The 16,454-nt window shown below is 72.3% G+C and carries 15 protein-coding genes and 1 pseudogene; 13 read left to right on the forward strand and 3 right to left on the reverse strand.

The window, feature by feature from the left end:
• From WEB03_RS09015 to WEB03_RS09025, 3 genes and pseudogenes are all read right to left on the reverse strand, one after another.
• Positions 1-267: pseudogene (locus WEB03_RS09015) on the reverse strand (hypothetical protein); the annotation flags it as partial.
• A gap of 71 nt (positions 268-338) precedes the next feature.
• Positions 339-1,004 carry a hypothetical protein gene (locus WEB03_RS09020; RefSeq protein WP_368070620.1) on the reverse strand — a complete coding sequence of 222 codons (666 nt, stop codon included), beginning with the start codon at positions 1,002-1,004 and terminating at the stop codon, positions 339-341.
• On the reverse strand, positions 1,001-1,411 hold the full coding sequence (locus WEB03_RS09025) for a phage holin family protein (protein ID WP_368070621.1): 411 nt from the start codon (positions 1,409-1,411) through the stop codon (positions 1,001-1,003). The genes WEB03_RS09020 and WEB03_RS09025 overlap by 4 nt, the downstream gene beginning before the upstream one ends.
• Before the next feature lie 154 nt (positions 1,412-1,565).
• Here WEB03_RS09025 and hrcA point away from each other — a divergent pair, with 154 nt between their 5' ends.
• The 13 genes from hrcA to WEB03_RS09090 all read left to right on the forward strand — a co-directional run bounded on the left by hrcA (position 1,566) and on the right by WEB03_RS09090 (position 16,337).
• The gene (gene hrcA / locus WEB03_RS09030) at positions 1,566-2,699 is read left to right on the forward strand and encodes a heat-inducible transcriptional repressor HrcA (RefSeq protein ID WP_368070622.1); all 1,134 of its coding nucleotides are present in this window, start codon (positions 1,566-1,568) and stop codon (positions 2,697-2,699) included.
• 39 nt (positions 2,700-2,738) lie between these two features.
• Positions 2,739-3,860 carry a molecular chaperone DnaJ gene (gene dnaJ, locus WEB03_RS09035; protein ID WP_368070623.1) on the forward strand — a complete coding sequence of 374 codons (1,122 nt, stop codon included), beginning with the start codon at positions 2,739-2,741 and terminating at the stop codon, positions 3,858-3,860.
• 7 nt (positions 3,861-3,867) lie between these two features.
• A complete protein-coding gene (locus tag WEB03_RS09040) occupies positions 3,868-4,608 on the forward strand; it encodes a 16S rRNA (uracil(1498)-N(3))-methyltransferase (protein ID WP_368070624.1) in 741 nt (246 codons plus the stop codon).
• A gap of 80 nt (positions 4,609-4,688) precedes the next feature.
• Positions 4,689-5,189 carry a helix-turn-helix domain-containing protein gene (locus WEB03_RS09045; RefSeq protein WP_368070625.1) on the forward strand — a complete coding sequence of 167 codons (501 nt, stop codon included), beginning with the start codon at positions 4,689-4,691 and terminating at the stop codon, positions 5,187-5,189.
• 187 nt (positions 5,190-5,376) lie between these two features.
• Entirely contained in the window at positions 5,377-7,245 is a 1,869-nt protein-coding gene (locus WEB03_RS09050; RefSeq protein ID WP_368070633.1) for a PhoH family protein, read from the forward strand.
• 1 nt (position 7,246) lies between these two features.
• Positions 7,247-7,690, forward strand: a complete 444-nt coding sequence (ybeY, locus tag WEB03_RS09055) for an rRNA maturation RNase YbeY (RefSeq protein ID WP_368070626.1) — start codon at positions 7,247-7,249, stop codon at positions 7,688-7,690.
• Complete coding sequence (locus WEB03_RS09060) at positions 7,687-8,961, forward strand: hemolysin family protein (protein WP_368070627.1); 1,275 nt, start codon at positions 7,687-7,689, stop codon at positions 8,959-8,961. Before ybeY ends, WEB03_RS09060 begins: the two co-directional genes overlap by 4 nt.
• Positions 8,962-9,122: 161 nt before the next feature.
• Positions 9,123-12,782, forward strand: a complete 3,660-nt coding sequence (nifJ, locus tag WEB03_RS09065; protein ID WP_368070628.1) for a pyruvate:ferredoxin (flavodoxin) oxidoreductase — start codon at positions 9,123-9,125, stop codon at positions 12,780-12,782.
• On the forward strand, positions 12,779-13,957 hold the full coding sequence (locus WEB03_RS09070; protein ID WP_368070629.1) for a dihydroorotate dehydrogenase-like protein: 1,179 nt from the start codon (positions 12,779-12,781) through the stop codon (positions 13,955-13,957). Before nifJ ends, WEB03_RS09070 begins: the two co-directional genes overlap by 4 nt.
• A 36-nt stretch (positions 13,958-13,993) precedes the next feature.
• Positions 13,994-14,437: a cytidine deaminase gene (gene cdd / locus WEB03_RS09075; protein ID WP_368070630.1), complete on the forward strand. Its 444-nt coding sequence runs from the start codon at positions 13,994-13,996 to the stop codon at positions 14,435-14,437.
• Positions 14,438-14,466: 29 nt separating this feature from the next.
• Positions 14,467-15,399, forward strand: a complete 933-nt coding sequence (gene era, locus WEB03_RS09080; RefSeq protein ID WP_368070634.1) for a GTPase Era — start codon at positions 14,467-14,469, stop codon at positions 15,397-15,399.
• A gap of 12 nt (positions 15,400-15,411) precedes the next feature.
• On the forward strand, positions 15,412-16,059 hold the full coding sequence (locus tag WEB03_RS09085; RefSeq protein WP_368070631.1) for a DUF1684 domain-containing protein: 648 nt from the start codon (positions 15,412-15,414) through the stop codon (positions 16,057-16,059).
• On the forward strand, positions 16,056-16,337 hold the full coding sequence (locus tag WEB03_RS09090; protein WP_368070632.1) for a hypothetical protein: 282 nt from the start codon (positions 16,056-16,058) through the stop codon (positions 16,335-16,337). The genes WEB03_RS09085 and WEB03_RS09090 overlap by 4 nt, the downstream gene beginning before the upstream one ends.
• The last annotated feature ends 117 nt before the right edge of the window (positions 16,338-16,454 follow it).

Consider the following 16,454-nt stretch of genomic DNA (forward strand, 5'->3'; position numbering starts at 1 on the left):
AGCGGCCAGCGGTGACGCCGGCGGCTGACCGCTGGGCGTCCACCGTGACGAGAAGAAGGTGTCGGGGATGAGCGTCTCGGGACCGCCCGCGTCGCGCCAGGCCCGGTAGCCGTCCCGGAGGAAGGCCACGAGGCCCGGATCGTGGACCGCCAACAGCGGCGCGTCGCCGTGCTCGGTCGGCGCGACCAGATCGTGGTCGATGCCCGCCAGACCGCTGCGCAGCGCGGCGATCCGACCGGGGTGCTCCCACGGTGGTTCGACCCGCACCCCGGCGTTCAGCTCGAACGCCGGGTCGTGCAGGACGTGTCGGTCGTCGGTGACGACCGCGAGGCGGCTGCTCAGGCCGGGCCCCAGAGGTCGTCGTCGACGGGTTCCTCGCGCTGCTTCTTGGCGACCACCGCCCCGACGATCGCGGCCAGGAGGGCCAGCAGCAGCAGGCCACCGTGGCCGCCGTCATCGTCGCTGCGGGGCTCACCGGCGGCCTGCGGCAGGTACCGGGCGATCGCCGCCGCGTGGGCCTTGGCCTCACGTTCGACCCGCTTGCGCTCACCACGCTGCTTGAGGCCGAGGAACGCCGCACCGGCGACCGCCAGGACGCCGAGCGCCGCCCCGCCGTATGTCTTGGCCTTCTCGGCCAGCTCCTCGCCCGGCGGCAGCTTGGCTTGGAGCGCATCGAGGTCGCGGTCGATGGCGCGACGCAGCTGCGTGGCCTGCTCGACCGCCTCGCCGACGGAACCCGCCGGGGTCGGTTCGGACAGCCCATCGAAGCCGCCGACGGCGTCCTGCACCTCGGCGACCTGCCTGCGGACCGTCGTCTCGGCGTCCCGCACCTTGGACTTCAGCTGCTGTTCGGTGCGTCGGACCTTGGCGGTCGCCGCGTCCCGTGCGTCCCCGATGCGGTCCTCGGCACGGTGTTGTGCCTGCTGGATGGTCGCCTCGGCGTCGTCCGCGACCCGGTCGATGGGCTCGGTCGCTTCGTTGCGTCCCGGTGAGGTGTCGCTCACTGCTGCACCCTCCGCTTGGCGAGCTCGATGGTCTCCTGGACGTCCGCTTTCGTGGTGTCCGGCGAGTTGGACGGCTTCGACAGCTTGCGCTTGGCCAGCAGGAGGAGGATGACGACGAGCACCAGCACGATGCCGGTCACGATGAGCCAGGCGAGCCACTCCGCCACGACCAGCTCGAGCGCCTTGGCAGCGGTGACGAACACGAACCCGCCGAGGTAGAGCCCGAGCACACCCGCGATGGCCAGGAACGCCACCGCCATGAGCCGCGCGGTCACGATCTCCTTGATCTCGAGCTTGGCGAGCTCGATCTCCTTCTTCACCAGCAGCTGGGTGTTGTCGATCAGCGAACGCACCACCTCGGGTGCGTCCCGGTGATCGGCGCCCGGTGGTCCGGGGGGTCCTGGCACGCGGGTCTCCTCGTCGTCTTCGCTGGCCAACCTAGGCGACGTCGGCGCTGTGAGCAGGTCGGGCGACCGCTCGGAGGACCACCGTCGCTACCCTCGGGGGTCGTCGCACGCGCGCGACACGATCGACGGAGAACGACGCGGAGGGGGTGTCCAGGTGGCGGCAGGGACCGGTGGGAACGACACGCGACCCGTCGCGCTCATCCACGAGACCCTGACGGCGTCGAACCTCGCTCCGGGCGGCGCAGCCGATCCGCCGCCCGCCGATCCGCCGCCGCTCGACGACCGCAAGCTCCGGGTCCTGCGTGCGATCGTGACCGAGTACGTGGCCGACGGCGAACCGGTCGGTTCTCGGCGCGTCGTCGAGGTCGCCAAGCTCGACGTCTCGGCGGCGACCGTCCGCAACGAGATGGCCGCCCTCGAGGAGCTCGGGTACATCACCCAGCCGCACACGTCAGCCGGGCGCGTGCCCACCGATCAGGGCTACCGCCGGTTCGTCGACGACCTCGCCACCAACCCCGCCCTCGACGCGCCGCAGCGCGAGCTCATCGGCGAGCTGCTCGGATCCGCCCGAGACGTCGAGGATCTGCTCGCTCGGACGTCGTCGGTCCTCAGCCAGCTGACGCGGCTGGTCTCGCTCGTCATCGCGCCCGCCGTCGACGCCTCCCGGTGCAAGCTCGTCGAGCTCGTCGGGCTGTCGTCGTCGACCGCGCTGCTGCTGCTGGTCGCCGACACGGGCCGCGTCGAGAAGCGCACCGTCGACCTGCCCACCGGCACCACCGACGGCGACCTCGATCGGGTGCGGACCGTCTTCGGGGACCAGGTGCGCGGCCGCCCGATGGGCGAGGTGCACGACACCTTGACCGCGATCACCGACGGGGCACCCGGCGACCTGCGCGAGCTGCTGCGCGCGATCACCGACGCCACCGCGGCCGGTCTGGTCGACGACACGGTGCACCACGTGGTCGTCGGCGGCCGCGCCTCGCTGGCCGACGAGGCCGCGCTCGAGCGCGACGAGCTGTCCCGCGTGCTGCAGCTGCTCGAGGAACGTGCCACCCTCGCCCGGCTCCTGGCCGACACCACCGACGACGCACCGCTCGTGCGGATCGGTGGCGAGAACGCCGTCGAGGACCTGCGATCGACGTCGCTGGTGGCGCAGCGCTACCGCGTCGTGACCGCCGGTTCGCTCGGTGTGCTCGGTCCGACGCGGATGGACTACGCGTCGGTGCTGTCCACCGTCCGTGCCGTCGCCGAGGAGCTGCAGCGCTCGCTCTCCGACCTCTCCGGCTGAGCGTCTCCCTCCCGTCTCCGACCTCGCGAAGGTCCCGTCGTGTCCGATCTGTACGAGCTGCTCGGCGTCCCGCGGGACGCCTCGACCGATGACGTCAAGAAGGCCTACCGACGTGCCGCGCGGGAGCACCACCCCGATACCGGTGGCGACGAGGAGGCGTTCAAGCAGGTGACGCACGCCTACCAGGTGCTCGCCGACCCCGACAAGCGCGCCCGCTACGACCGCTCCGGCGACGACGGCACGCCGAGCACCCGAGGCGGGGGCGATCCGTTCGGGTTCGGTGGCGCCGGCTTCGGCGGCATCGGCGACGTCATCGACGCGTTCTTCGGCTCCTCGTTCGGGGGCGGCGGTGGGCGCGGGACGCCGCGAGCCCAACCGGGCCGCGACGTCCTCGTCCCCACCGAGCTCACCCTCGAGGAGGTCGCGGCCGGCGTCCGCCGTGAGGTCGCCGTCGAGGTGGCCTCCGCCTGCGAGACGTGCGGCGGCAGCGGGAGCGCCTCCGGCGGTGCCGCGACCGCCTGTGGGCAGTGCAACGGTGTCGGGCAGGTGCAGCGGGTCGTGCGCACCGCCTTCGGGCAGCTCGCCACCGCCGCCCCGTGCGCCGCCTGTCGCGGCACCGGCCGCACCGTGGCCGATCCGTGCACCGGGTGCGGCGGTGACGGTCGCACCTCGCAGCGCAACACCTACACCGTGGACGTCCCGGCCGGGGTGGACGAGGGCGATCGGCTCCGCGTCGTGGGTGCCGGTGAGGCGGGCCGCCAGGGCGCGCCCGCCGGCGACCTGTACGTCGAGGTGCGCATCGCCGAACACGACCTGTTCGAGCGCGACGGACGCGATTTGCTCGCGGAGGTCACCGTGCCGGTCACCCAGGCCGCGCTCGGCGGCAGCGTGACGGTGCCGACCGTGCACGGTGACGAGGTCGAGGTCGAGGTGCCCGCCGGCACCCAGCCCGGATCGGTGCTGCGCGTGCGTCAGGCCGGGCTGCCCGGACGCGGTGGTGGCCGCCGCGGGGACCTCCGGTTGCGCGTCCGCGTGCAGGTCCCCACCGACCTCGACCAGCCGCAGCGTGAGCTGCTCGAACAGCTCGCCGACCTGCGTGGCGAGCACCTCGAGTCGCGCGGTCGGGGGCTGTTCACCCGCCTCCGCGACGCGTTCCGCTGACGCCGCGGTGAGCCTCGCGCCCTACGTGCACCTCGACGAGGAGCTGGCCGCTGCACGGGCGGGGGACCGGATCGCGCTCGGCGCTGACGCCACCCACCACCTCACGCGGGTCCTCCGGCTCCGGCCCGGTGCTCGACTGGTCGTCGCCGACGGGCGCGGAGGCCGAGCCGCGGCGCGGTTCGACGAGGGTGCGGTCGTCCTCCACGAGGACGCCACCGTGCTGCCCGCAGCGCGACCGGCGCTGACCGTGGCCCAGGCCCTGCCGAAGGGCCGCAAGCTCGACGAGGTGCTGCGGCAGGTCACCGAGCTCGGTGTCGACCGGTTCGTGCCGGTGGCCGCCGAACGCAGCCAGGTCAAGCTCGATGCGGCCCGCGCTGCGAAGGCAGTGGACCGCTGGGGCGCCATCGTCCGCGCCGCCAGCGAGCAGGCACGCCGCCCGTGGCGTCCGGCGGTCCTCGACGTGACGGCCACGGCCGACCTGTCCGCCGTGTTGGACGAAGGAGGACGGCTGCTCGTGGCCCACCTCGGGGCCGAACGCTCCCTCGTCGAGGTCGCTCGGGACGTGACCGGCGCCGCCGGTGTCACCGTCGCGATCGGTCCCGAGGGGGGCTGGAGCGACGATGAGGTCGCTTCCCTGGTGGGTGGCGGCGCGGAAGCGGTGGGGCTCGGACCGACGGTCCTGCGCACCGAACACGCTGCTGCTGCGGCCGTGGCGGTCCTCGCCGCGGTCACCGGACGGTGGGGGTGACCACCGGGCTGTGGTCGGCCGGACGTGGCTCGCTACGCTCAGGACCGCACGGCCGAACGGCCGCGCGGGATGGATCGCACGTGTCAGCCACGGGCAACGTCGACCCGGCCGAGGATCGCCGGGCACGTGAGGTCGGTGACCGGCTCCGCCACGTCCGGCTGCAGCAGGAGCTGTCGCTGCAGGACGTGGAGCGGCTCTCGGACGGCACGCTGAAGGCCTCGGTCGTCGGGGCCTACGAGCGCGGCGAGCGGGCCGTGTCGCTGCGACGGCTCGAGCACCTCGCCGGCTTCTACCGGGTGCCCGTCATCGAGTTGCTCTCGGCGGGCGACCGGGACCGAGCGGACGTCGCTGGTCACGACGAGGTCCGCGTCGTCATCGACCTGGCTTCGCTCGAACGTCACCGCGGGCAGGAACCGGCGCTCGCCCGCTTCGTCGAGGCGATCCGCGTCCGACGTGGCGACTTCGGCCGCGTCCTGACGGTCCGGTCCGCCGACCTCGACACCCTGGCCCTGGTGGACGAGGCGAGCCCCGACCAGCTCCGGGACCGGTTGTCGGAGGCGGGCATCGTCCACCGACCCTGACGGCCCCGTCCACCGACCCTGACGGCCCCGCCCCGCCCGGCACCCGGGCAGTACCCTCTCGGAGCCCTCGATCCCGTCCGGAGCGTCGAACCCACCCGTGACACCCCCACCACCCGCCGACGCCGTAGCCTCCGCGTCCGGCACCCCCTCCGCCGACCTCAAGGTCCTGGTCCCGGGTGAGCACGCGATGGTGTCGCTGCTCGGTACCCAGGACGAGTTCCTGCGCCTGGTCGAGAAGGCCTTCCCGGCCACCACGATCCACGTGCGCGGCAACGAGATCGCGCTGGCCGGGGATCCGACCGAGACCGCCCGCGTCTCCCGCCTGTTCGAGGAGCTCGTCCTGCTACTCGGACGCGGGCAGCTGCTCGACCGCGGCATGGTCAAGCAGACCATCCGCATGATCCGTGCCGACGAGGCCGAGCGCCCCTCCGAGATCCTCTCCGAGGCGCTGATCACCCACCGTGGCCGCACCATCCGGCCGAAGACCCTCGGCCAGAAGCGCTACCTCGACGCGCTCCGCGAGAACACCGTCACCTTCGGGATCGGCCCCGCCGGGACGGGCAAGACCTACCTCGCGATGGGCGCCGCGGTGCAGGCGCTACGGGCCAAGCAGGTCAACCGGCTCATCCTCACCCGCCCAGCCGTCGAGGCCGGAGAGCGGCTGGGGTTCCTGCCCGGCACCCTGCACGAGAAGATCGACCCGTACCTCAAGCCGCTGTGGGACGCGCTGATGGACATGATGGAGGCCGAGGAGCTCGCCGCCCACGTCGAACGCGGCACCATCGAGGTCGCCCCTCTCGCGTACATGCGCGGCCGCGCGCAACCGGTCTCCGCGCAGGTGCTGACACCCAGTGGCTTCCGAGCCATCGGGGACCTCGTTCCGGGTGACCACGTCATCGGCTCGGACGGAAGGCCCACCGAGGTGCTCGGGACCTTCCCGCAGGGCGAGAATGACATCTACCGACTGTCGTCGCAGGACGGCGCGTCGACGCGCTGCACCGCCGACCACCTGTGGTCCGTCACGACCGCATCGGATCGCCGCCGCGGGAGGCCCGCCCGCGTGCTCGAGAGCCGCGAGATGATCGGCAAGCTGCGAGCCGCGCACGCCCACCGCTACGAGCTTCCGCTGCTCAGCCGACCGGTCGAGTTCGAGCCGCGCGAGGTCCCGATGGACCCGTACGCGCTTGGGCTCCTGCTCGGCGATGGTTGCCTCACCGGGTCGACGACCTCCTCCTTCGCGACGACCACGACCTCGCTCGGCGGGACGGCGTCGGTCGCACTCGCGCCGACCCTCCGAGACGATCGCGGCGTGCCCGGGGACTACCTGCTGAACGCTCCTGATGTCCGGCTCGCGGTGTTGCAGGGCATCCTCGACGGCGGTGGCGAGGTGGCACCAGGTCGCCGCCAGCGCGGGCGTATCCGGTACGTGGCTTCGGATGCCCAGCTGGGTGACGATGTTCGGTTCCTCGTCGCATCGCTCGGTGGAACGGCGACGGTGCGTGACGCCTTGGTGCTGGATCTGCGGCTGCCGGCGGGGGTCGAGCCGTTCCGGCTGGGCCGCAAGCTCCGTACCTACCAGCAGCACGGTGGGGGACGACCCGCGCGGTTCATCACGAGCATCGAACCCGACGGTCGTGAGGAGGCGGTGTGCATCCGGGTCGCAGCCGCGGACTCGCTCTACGTCACCGAGGACCTGCTGGTGACGCACAACACGCTCAACGATGCGTTCATCGTGCTCGACGAGGCGCAGAACACCACCGCCGAGCAGATGAAGATGTTCCTCACGCGCATCGGGTTCAACTCGAAGGCGGTCGTGACGGGTGACGTCAGCCAGGTCGACCTGCCGTCCGGCAAGCGGTCGGGGCTGAAGGTGGTCCGTGAGATCCTCGGGGACATCGAGGGGGTCGCGTTCGCCGAGCTCACCTCCGGGGACGTGGTCCGCCACCACATCGTCCAGCGCATCGTCGAGGCGTACGAGCTGCATCAGGCCGCCGAGGACGAGGCCGAAGCGGCCCGCGCCGCCGCCCGGGACGCGGCGCGCGACGGGGATCGCTGACGTGGCCGTCTACCTCGCCGACGAACAGGACGAACCGGTCGATGCCGAGGACCTGGTCGCGCTCGCGCGCCACGTCCTCGCCGCCCAGCGCGTCCCCGACGAGATGGAGCTCGCGATCCTGCTCGTCGACCGCGACACGATCGCCGCGCTGAACGCCGAGCACATGGGCAAGGACGGGGCGACCGACGTGCTCGCGTTCCCCATCGACGAACCGGGTGAGTCCTCGCCAGACGCCCCGTCGATCCTCGGGGACGTCGTGCTGTGTCCCGTCGTCGCCCACGAGCAGGCCGCCGGGCTCGGTCGCACACCGCAGGACGAGGTCCGGCTGCTGACCGTGCACGGCATCCTCCACCTGCTCGGTATGGACCACGGGACCGAGGACGACGAACGCGAGATGTTCGGTCTCACCGACCGTCTGCTGGCCGGCTACGGGGCGGGTGCGTGAGCTCGATCACCGTCGCCCTGGTCTCCCTCGTGTTCCTGCTCGGCCTGACCGCCTACCTCGCCGCGCTCGATACCGTCGTGCAGAAGCTCGACCTCGTGCGTGCCATGCGGCTGCACGAGGAGGAGGCCAAGGGGGCCGACGCGCTCCTGTGGTTGACCGAGCACCGAGGGACCGCGCTCAACGTGCTGCTCGTGGCCTCGGTGGTGGTCCGCGCGACGCTCATCGCCGTCGCCGGCATCCTCGGGTGGGAGCAGCTCGGTGAGGACGCCCGCGTCACCGGCGTCGTGGCTCTCGCCGCGGTCCTCGCGATCGTCGTCGGCGAGGTCGCGCCACGGACGGCGACGCTGCGGTCCATCGAGTCCGCCGGTGGCCGGCTCGCACCGTCCGGTCGGCTGCTCGTCCGTGCGCTCGACCCGGTCAGCCGGGTGCTGGTCGGTCTCGGCCGGGCCCTCGTCCCGCGCCGCGACGGCGTCGCCGGTCCGTACGCGACCGACCGCGACGACGAGGACGACGGCGGGTCGGACGACGAGGAGCAGGACGAGGAGCTCGAACCCGAGCAACGGACCATGATCCGCTCGATCCTGGAGCTCGCCGAGACCCGCGTGCGCGAGGTGATGGTCCCGCGACCGGACGTGATCACCGTCCGTGAGGACGCCTCGTTCAACGAGCTGGTGACCGTGGTGGTCGAGCACGGCGTCTCGCGGATCCCGGTGCACGACGCCGAGGACCCCGACACGGTCGTCGGTGTCGTCCACGCCAAGGACCTGCTCCGTCGGGTCGCGGCGGACGGTCGCCGTCGCTGGATCGACCTGATCCGGCACCCCACGTTCGTCCCGGAGACCAAGCGCTGCGACGAGCTCCTGCGCGAGCTGCAGGAGACCACCGTCCACCTCGCGATGGTCGTCGACGAGTACGGGGACCTGGTCGGGATCGTCACCATCGAGGACCTCCTCGAGGAGATCGTGGGCGAGATCGTCGACGAGCACGACCACGAGGATCCGCTGGTCGACCCGCTCGACTCCGGCGGTTGGCGCGTCGACGCTCGTCTCGGCGTCGACGACCTCAACCAGCTGCTCGGCACCGATCTGCCCGAGGAGGGGTGGGACACCGTCGGTGGCCTCATCTTCGGCACGCTCGGGCGCGTCCCGGTCCAGGACGAACGCATCGATCTCGATGGTGTACAGCTGACCGTCGAGAGCCTCCAGGGCCGGCGGGTGTCCAAGGTCCTCGTGCGGTCGACGGTCGCTGAGCCCGAGGCCGACGCGAGCTGAGCCCGGTCGGTCCCGTCCTGATGGGGCCCATCGGCCCGGCGCACGGGTGACGGTCGGCGGGTCCCCCGAGCGGGGTGGCCTCGTAGCGTCCTCGGTAGCGCTGCCGGTGTCTCGCACGGCCCCACCGCGAGGCTGCGACACCGCGCGACCGGAGGCTCGACGTGTCCACCCGTGTCTGCATCGACGGGAACGAGGCGGCTGCCCGCGTGGCGTACGCCCTCTCCGAGACCATCTCGCTCTACCCGATCACGCCGTCGTCGCCCATGGGTGAGCACTGTGACGCCTGGGCGACCGAGGGGCGAGCCAACCTCTGGGGCACGACGCCGCGGGTCGTGCAGATGCAGTCCGAGGGCGGCGCTGCCGGGGCGCTGCACGGGGCGTTGCAGGCAGGGTCGCTCGCGACCACCTTCACCGCGTCGCAGGGTCTGCTGCTGATGCTGCCCGACATGTTCAAGATCGCTGGAGAGCTCACCCCGGCGGTGATCCACGTCGCGGCCCGGACGATCGCCACGCACGCGCTGTCGATCTTCGGTGACCACTCCGACGTGATGGCGGCCCGGACCACCGGGTGGACGATGCTCGCCTCGGCCTCGCCGCAGGAGGCGCACGACCTCGCCGCGGTCGCGCACGCCGCCACGCTGGCGACCCGCCTGCCCGTCCTGCACTTCTTCGACGGCTTCCGCACCTCGCACGAACTCAACGAGGTCGCGCTGCTCGAGGAGGACGACCTGCGTGCGTTGGTCGACGAATCGGACGTGCTCGCCCACCGTCTGCGCGCACTCGACCCCGACCGGCCGGTGCTGCGCGGCTCGGCGCAGAACCCGGATGTGTTCTTCCAGGCCCGCGAGGCCTGCAACCCCCACCACGACGCGGTGCCCGCCGCCGTTCAGGCGGCGATGGACCGGCTCGAGCAGCGCACCGGACGTCGCTACGGGGTCGTCGACTACCACGGGGCGCCGGACGCTGACCGTGTGCTCGTGCTGATGGGCTCGGGCGGGGTCACGGCGAGGCGCGTCGTGGAACGGGCGGTCGAGGCGGGGGAGAAGGTGGGGGTCGTGACCGTGCGCCTGTTCCGCCCGTTCCCGGTCGAGGCGTTCCTGGCCGTGCTCCCGGCGACGGTCGCACGTGTGGCCGTGCTCGACCGCACAAAGGAGCCGGGCGCCGTCGGCGAACCGCTCTACGAGGAGGTGGTGAGCGCGCTCGCCGAGGCCGCGCTCACGGGTCGCCGCCCGAGCCTGCCGGACGTGATCGGTGGTCGGTACGGGCTCTCCAGCAAGGAGTTCACCCCCGCGATGGTCGCGGCGGTGCTCGGCGAGCTGCGACGGGACCGCCCCCGCCGGCGGTTCACGGTCGGCATCACCGACGACGTCACCCACCTCTCGCTCGAGGTGGATCCGTCCTACCGCCTGCCGCGGGGACCGGGTGACCTCGACGCGGTCTTCATCGGGCTCGGATCCGACGGCACGGTCGGCGCCAACAAGAACACCGCCAAGATCGTCCAGACGCGGACCGGCCGCCACGTCCAGGCCTACTTCGTCTACGACTCGAAGAAGTCGGGCGCACAGACCGTGTCGCACCTGCGGATCGCCGGGGCACCGGTCGAGGCGCCCTACCTCATCGATGCGGCGGACGTGGTGGCCTGCCACCAGTTCGGACTGCTCGAGAGGGTCGAGGTCCTGGCCACGCTGCGCGAGGGTGGGACGGTGCTGCTCAACGCGCCGTTCCCGGCCGAGCAGGTCTTCGACCTCTTGCCCGCTGACGTGCAGCAGACCCTGATCGACCGTCGGGCGCGGCTGTTCACCGTGGACGCTTACCGCCTGGCCCGCGAGGCCGGTCTGGCGGGGCGGATCAACATCGTCATGCAGGTCGCCTTCTTCGCCGTGACGGACCTGCTGGATGCGGACGAGGCGCGCGACGCGATCGCCGATGCCGTCCGCACCACCTACGCCGAGCTCGGTGCCCGCGTCGTCGAGCGCAACCTCGCCGTCATCGACCTGGCGCTCGCCGAGTTGCGGGAGGTCGAGGTCCCCGCGACCGTCACCGCCACGGTGGCCCGGCCGGACGTCCTGGAGCGGGCGGTCGGCCTGCGCGGTGCGGTCGACGGGCCGTCGGACTTCGTCACCCGCATCACCGCCCGGATCGTCGCCGGTGAGGGCGACCTGCTGCCGGTGTCGGCTCTCCCCGTCGACGGCACCTTCCCGACCGGGACGGCCCGGTGGGAGAAGCGCACGCTCGCCGAGGAGCTCCCGACCTGGGACCCGTCGCTGTGCATCGACTGCGGCAAGTGCGCGATCGTCTGCCCCCACGCGGCCATCCAGATCAAGGTCTTCGGACCGGACGCGATCGCCGACGCTCCCGACAGCTTCCTCTCCAAGACGTTCAAGGACCGGGATCTCACCGATCACCTGTTGACCGTCCAGGTGGCGCCCGACGACTGCACCGGCTGCGGCGTCTGCGTGGAGAGCTGCCCGGTCATCAGCCGGACCGCGCCCGGCCACAAGGCGATCGACATGACGCCGGCGCTCGACGTCCTCGACACCGGTGTGTCCGTGCGGGACACCGAGCGGGAGCGGTTCCGCACCTTCGAGTCCATCCCCTACCCGGACCGTACGACGGTGCGTCACGACACCGTCAAGCACAGCCAGACCCTCCAACCGCTGTTCGAGTTCTCCGGCGCCTGCGCCGGCTGCGGCGAGACGCCGTACCTCAAGCTCCTCAGCCAGCTCTTCGGTGACCGCTCGGTCATCGCCAACGCCACGGGGTGCTCGTCGATCTACGGCGGCAACCTGCCCACCACGCCCTGGGGCGTCGACGCCAGCGGGCGCGGCCCGGCGTGGTCGAACTCGCTGTTCGAGGACAACGCCGAGTTCGGTCTCGGCATCCGGCTCGGGCTCGACCACCAGCGGACGTTGGCGACCTCCCTGCTCGTCCGCCTCGGGAGCCAGTTCGGTGACGACCTCACCGCCGGCCTGCTCGCCGGCGCCGACGCGAGCGATGAGCCGGGGATCGCCGCCCAGCGTGACCGCGTCGACCAGCTGCGGCGTCACCTGCGCGACGTCACCGGCCCGGACGCCGACCTCGCACGCCACCTCGAGACGGTGGCCGGATCGCTCGTCCGTCGCGACGTGTGGATCGTCGGCGGCGACGGGTGGGCCTACGACATCGGCTTCGGCGGCCTCGACCACGTGCTGGCGTCCGGTGAGGACGTCAACGTGCTCGTGCTCGACACCGAGGTGTACTCCAACACCGGGGGACAGGCCTCCAAGGCCACCCCCCGCGGTGCGGTCGCCAAGTTCGCCAGCTCCGGCAAGTCCACGCCCAAGAAGGACCTGGCGATGCTGGCGGTCCAGTACGGGCACGTCTACGTGGCCAAGATCGCGCTCGGGGCCGACGAGATGCAGACGCTGCGGGCCTTCCGTGAAGCCGAGGCGTGGCCCGGCCCGTCGCTGCTGCTGGCCTACTCGACCTGCATCGCCCACGGGGTCGACATGCGGCACTCGATGCGACGCATGGACCTCGCGGTCAAGACCGGGTACTGGCCCCTGTTCCGCTACCACCCTGACGACCAGGGCGACCGTCCCTTCCGCCTGGACTCGAAGGCACCGAGCCTGCCGCTGAGCGATCTGCTCAGCACCGAGGCCCGGTACGCCGTCCTCGCGGCGACCGACCCGGAACGGGCCGAGTCCCTCGCCACCCTCGCGCAGGCGGACGTGACCGAACGGTGGCGCTACTACGAGCAGCTCGCCGGGGTCGAGCGCCACCTCGGCCTGCCCGTCCCCGACCCCGAGGTGGCACCCAGCGACGAGGAGGTCGCACCGTGACCACGCCCGATCCGACCACCCCGTCCTCCGAGCCGACGACCCCGTCCTCCGAGCCGACGACCCCCGGGCAGGAGCACGCGCCGTGGGACCTCGATGCCGAGGCCTGGAGCGAGCTGCTCTCGGGCCCGGGGCGGGCCGTGCCCGTCGGGGACCCGGCGGCTGAAGCGCCGTCGCTGGCGACCTCCTACCTGGGCCTCGAGCTCCGGAGTCCGCTCGTGGCCTCGTCGAGCCCGATGACCGCGGACCTGTCGGCGCTGCGGGCGCTCGACGCGGCCGGCGTCGGCGCGGTCGTGCTGCCGAGCCTGTTCGAGGAGCAGGTCGAGCACGAGCTCGGCCAGCTCGAGCACCTCGGCCAGGAGGGTCACGGCGTCCACGCCGAGGCGCCGACGGGGTACCGGCCGAAGCTCGACGGCTACAACACCGGGGCCGTCCGCTACCTCGAGCTCGTTCGTGCCGCGAAGCGGACCGTGTCGGTGCCGGTGATCGCGAGCCTGAACGGGACGTCGCCCGGCGGGTGGGTGCGCTTCTCGCGTGCCGTCGCGGTCGCGGGAGCCGACGCGATCGAGGTGAACATCCTGCGCGTCGTGGCGGAAGCAGCGACCTCCGGCCGCGAGGTCGAGGGCGACGCCCTGGAGGTCGTCGAGTCGGTCGCGCGGGTCTCCGGGCTGCCGGTGGCGGTCAAGCTGGCGCCGGCCTGGTCCGCGCTCCCGAGCTTCGCGTGTCGTCTGGTCGACGCCGGTGCCGCTGGCCTCGTGCTGTTCGGCCGGGCACCGCACCTCGCGGTCGACACCGCGACGCTCGGGGTCCACTCGGTGTTCGGATTGTCCCACCCGATGGAGCGTGCCGAGCCGCTGCGGTGGACCGCCATCCTGCGAGGCCAGGTCGAGGCGTCCCTCGCCGCCAGCGGCGGCGTCCGCAGCGGCCAGGATGCCGCCGAGCTGGTGCTCGTGGGCGCGGACGTGGTGATGCTCACCTCCGGGTTGCTCGAGCGGGGACCGGGACGGATCGGCGAGGTCGCCGACGACCTGTCGACCTGGCTGCAGGACCGCGGGTACGCCAGCGTCGGTGACGCGCGGGGACGGCTCAGCCAGGAACGCGTCGCGGACCGCTCGGCCTTCCAACGGTCGCAGTACCTGTCGGGTCTGACGGCCTACGCGAGCACGTTCCGCAGCTGACGGGCGTAGGCTGGCCGACCCGACCTGGAGCGTGTCGTGAAGCCCGACCTGCCGCCGATCGAGGTCAAGCCCCTCGACGAAGCCGCGCTGCTCCGCGGCGCGCGTGCCGTCCGTGAACGCGCGTACGCCCCCTACTCCTCGTTCCGCGTCGGCGCCGTCATCGTGACCGCCGACGGGCACCGGTTCGAGGGTGTCAACGTCGAGAACGCGTCGTACCGGATGACGACCTGCGCCGAACAGAGCGCCATCGCCACGATGATCTCCGCGGGGGTCCGCAGCCCGATCGTCGCGGTCGCCGTCGTCGGTGACGGCGAGGACCCCTGCACCCCCTGCGGCGCGTGCCGGCAGACCATCTTCGAGTTCGGACAGGACGCGACCATCTACGCGTCGGGTGACGGTGGTCGCCCGCTGATCGTCCACATCACCGACCTGCTCCCGCACGGGTTCGGTCCGAAGCGGCTCGCCCAGGGACAGCGCTGATGCGCGAGCGGGAGCTCGACGTCGAGGCGATGCTGGCGGGGCTCCGCGATCCCACCCCGGCGGGCCACCGGTCCGGGCTGGTGGCGATCTGCGGCCGGCCGAACGTCGGCAAGTCGACGCTGCTCAACCACCTCGTCGGCGAGAAGGTCGCCATCGTCACCGACACCCCCGGGACGACCCGCAACGCCATCCGTGGGGTCCTCACGCGCGACGACGCCCAGCTGGTGTTCCTCGACACCCCTGGTCTCGCCAAGCCTCGCACGCTGCTGACCAAGCGCCTCAACGACCTGGTCCGCGACACCTGGGCGGGGGTCGACCTGATCGTGCTGATGGTCGACGTGGCCGACGGCATCGGCAGCGGCGACCGCTTCCTCGCCCGCGAGCTGGCCGGCGTCGGGACCCCGATCGTCGCGGTGGCGAACAAGATCGACCGGCTGCGCGACAAGGCCCGGGTCCTGCCCGCCCTCGAGGAGCTGTCCACCCTGCTCGGCGACGGTCACACGTTCACCGAGATCGTCCCGGTGTCGGCCATCAGCGGCGACAACGTCGACCACCTCGCCGACGTGCTCGTCTCCCACCTGTCCGAGGGCCCACGGCTGCTGCCCCCGGACCGGGCCAGCGACCAGCCGGAACGTCAGCTCGCGGCCGAGATCGTGCGCGAGCAGCTGATCATCCGCACCCGCGAGGAGCTGCCGCACTCCATCGCCGTCACCGTCGACGAGGTCCGCCCGGCGGAGGGCCGCGACGATCTGCTCGAGATCGACGCGGTGATCCACGTCGAACGTGACTCCCAGAAGGGGATCGTGATCGGCAAGGGCGGGGCGACCCTCAAGGCCGCAGCGACGGCGGCTCGGCAGGAGCTCGAGGTGCTGTTCGGGACCAAGGTCTTCCTCACGACCCACGTCCGGGTCGCCAAGGAGTGGCAGCGGGATCCCAAGCAGCTCGGGCGGCTCGGCTACTGACGGAGGACGACGGTGCGCGAGGACCTCGACCTGCTCGACTGGCGCCGTCGCGTGGCGGACATCTACGGCGAGGTGCGTCGGCGCGGACCCTCGGAGACCACCTGGCGGTGGTGGCGGGACGAACGCGACGAGCTGTTCGCCACCCACCCGAGCTCCCCGTTGCCCGCCGCCCGCCGGCCGGCCTTCACGGGCCTGCCCGTCTACCCCTACGACCCCGATCTCCGGCTCGGCCCGCTCGACGTGCACGACGCCGAACCGATCGCCTTCGGCATCGCCCACGGCGCGGACGGGGTCACGCCGGCTCGTCGCGTCGGCACGATCGCGCTCCCGCTCGGTGACGTCGCACACCCCATCTCGGTGTTCCGGATCGACGCCTACGGCGACGGCCTGTTCGTCCCGCTGCGTGACGCGACCAACGGCGACACGACCTACGGCGGCGGTCGCTACCTGCTCGACACCGTCAAATCCGCTGACCTCGGTGGGAGCGGCGGCCAGCTCGAGATCGACCTCAACTTCGCCTACCACCCGAGCTGCGTCCACGATCCCACCTGGTCGTGCCCCCTCGCGCCGGCTGAGGATCGGGTCGGTGTCCGCATCGAGGGCGGCGAACGGCTCGCCGACGTGCCGGCCTCGTCCTCGGTCGTCGAGATCGCCACGTGAGCGCGAACTGCGGCTTCGAGGTGCTCGCGACCGAGGACCCGGAACGGTTCACGGTGCTGTTCGGGGACGGCCGCGTGCACACCGCCACGCTGGCCCACCGGACCCGGCGCGGGCTGGCGCTCCACGGGGTGCCCCCGGTGCAGGTGGCGCGGGAGCTGGTCGCACTGATCGTCGAGAACGACCGTTGGCCGGAGAGCGACGACGAGGTGGTGCTGGCGGCCGTCGCCGGCGCCATGCCCGGTGGGTTCACCGAGGAGCTGCGTTCCCGGCTCGGATGACCGTTCGCGCCCGCCCATCTCCAGGGCGTGCCGTGTTCGGGCCACGGAGCGGGCTGCGTGGTCGTACCTTCTCCACCGAGGGAGGGGGCCGGTGGTGCGAGCGTCGTGGAACGGGGC

This window comes from Nitriliruptor sp. (genome assembly GCF_040882075.1).
Classification (GTDB): Bacteria; Actinomycetota; Nitriliruptoria; order Nitriliruptorales; family Nitriliruptoraceae; genus Nitriliruptor.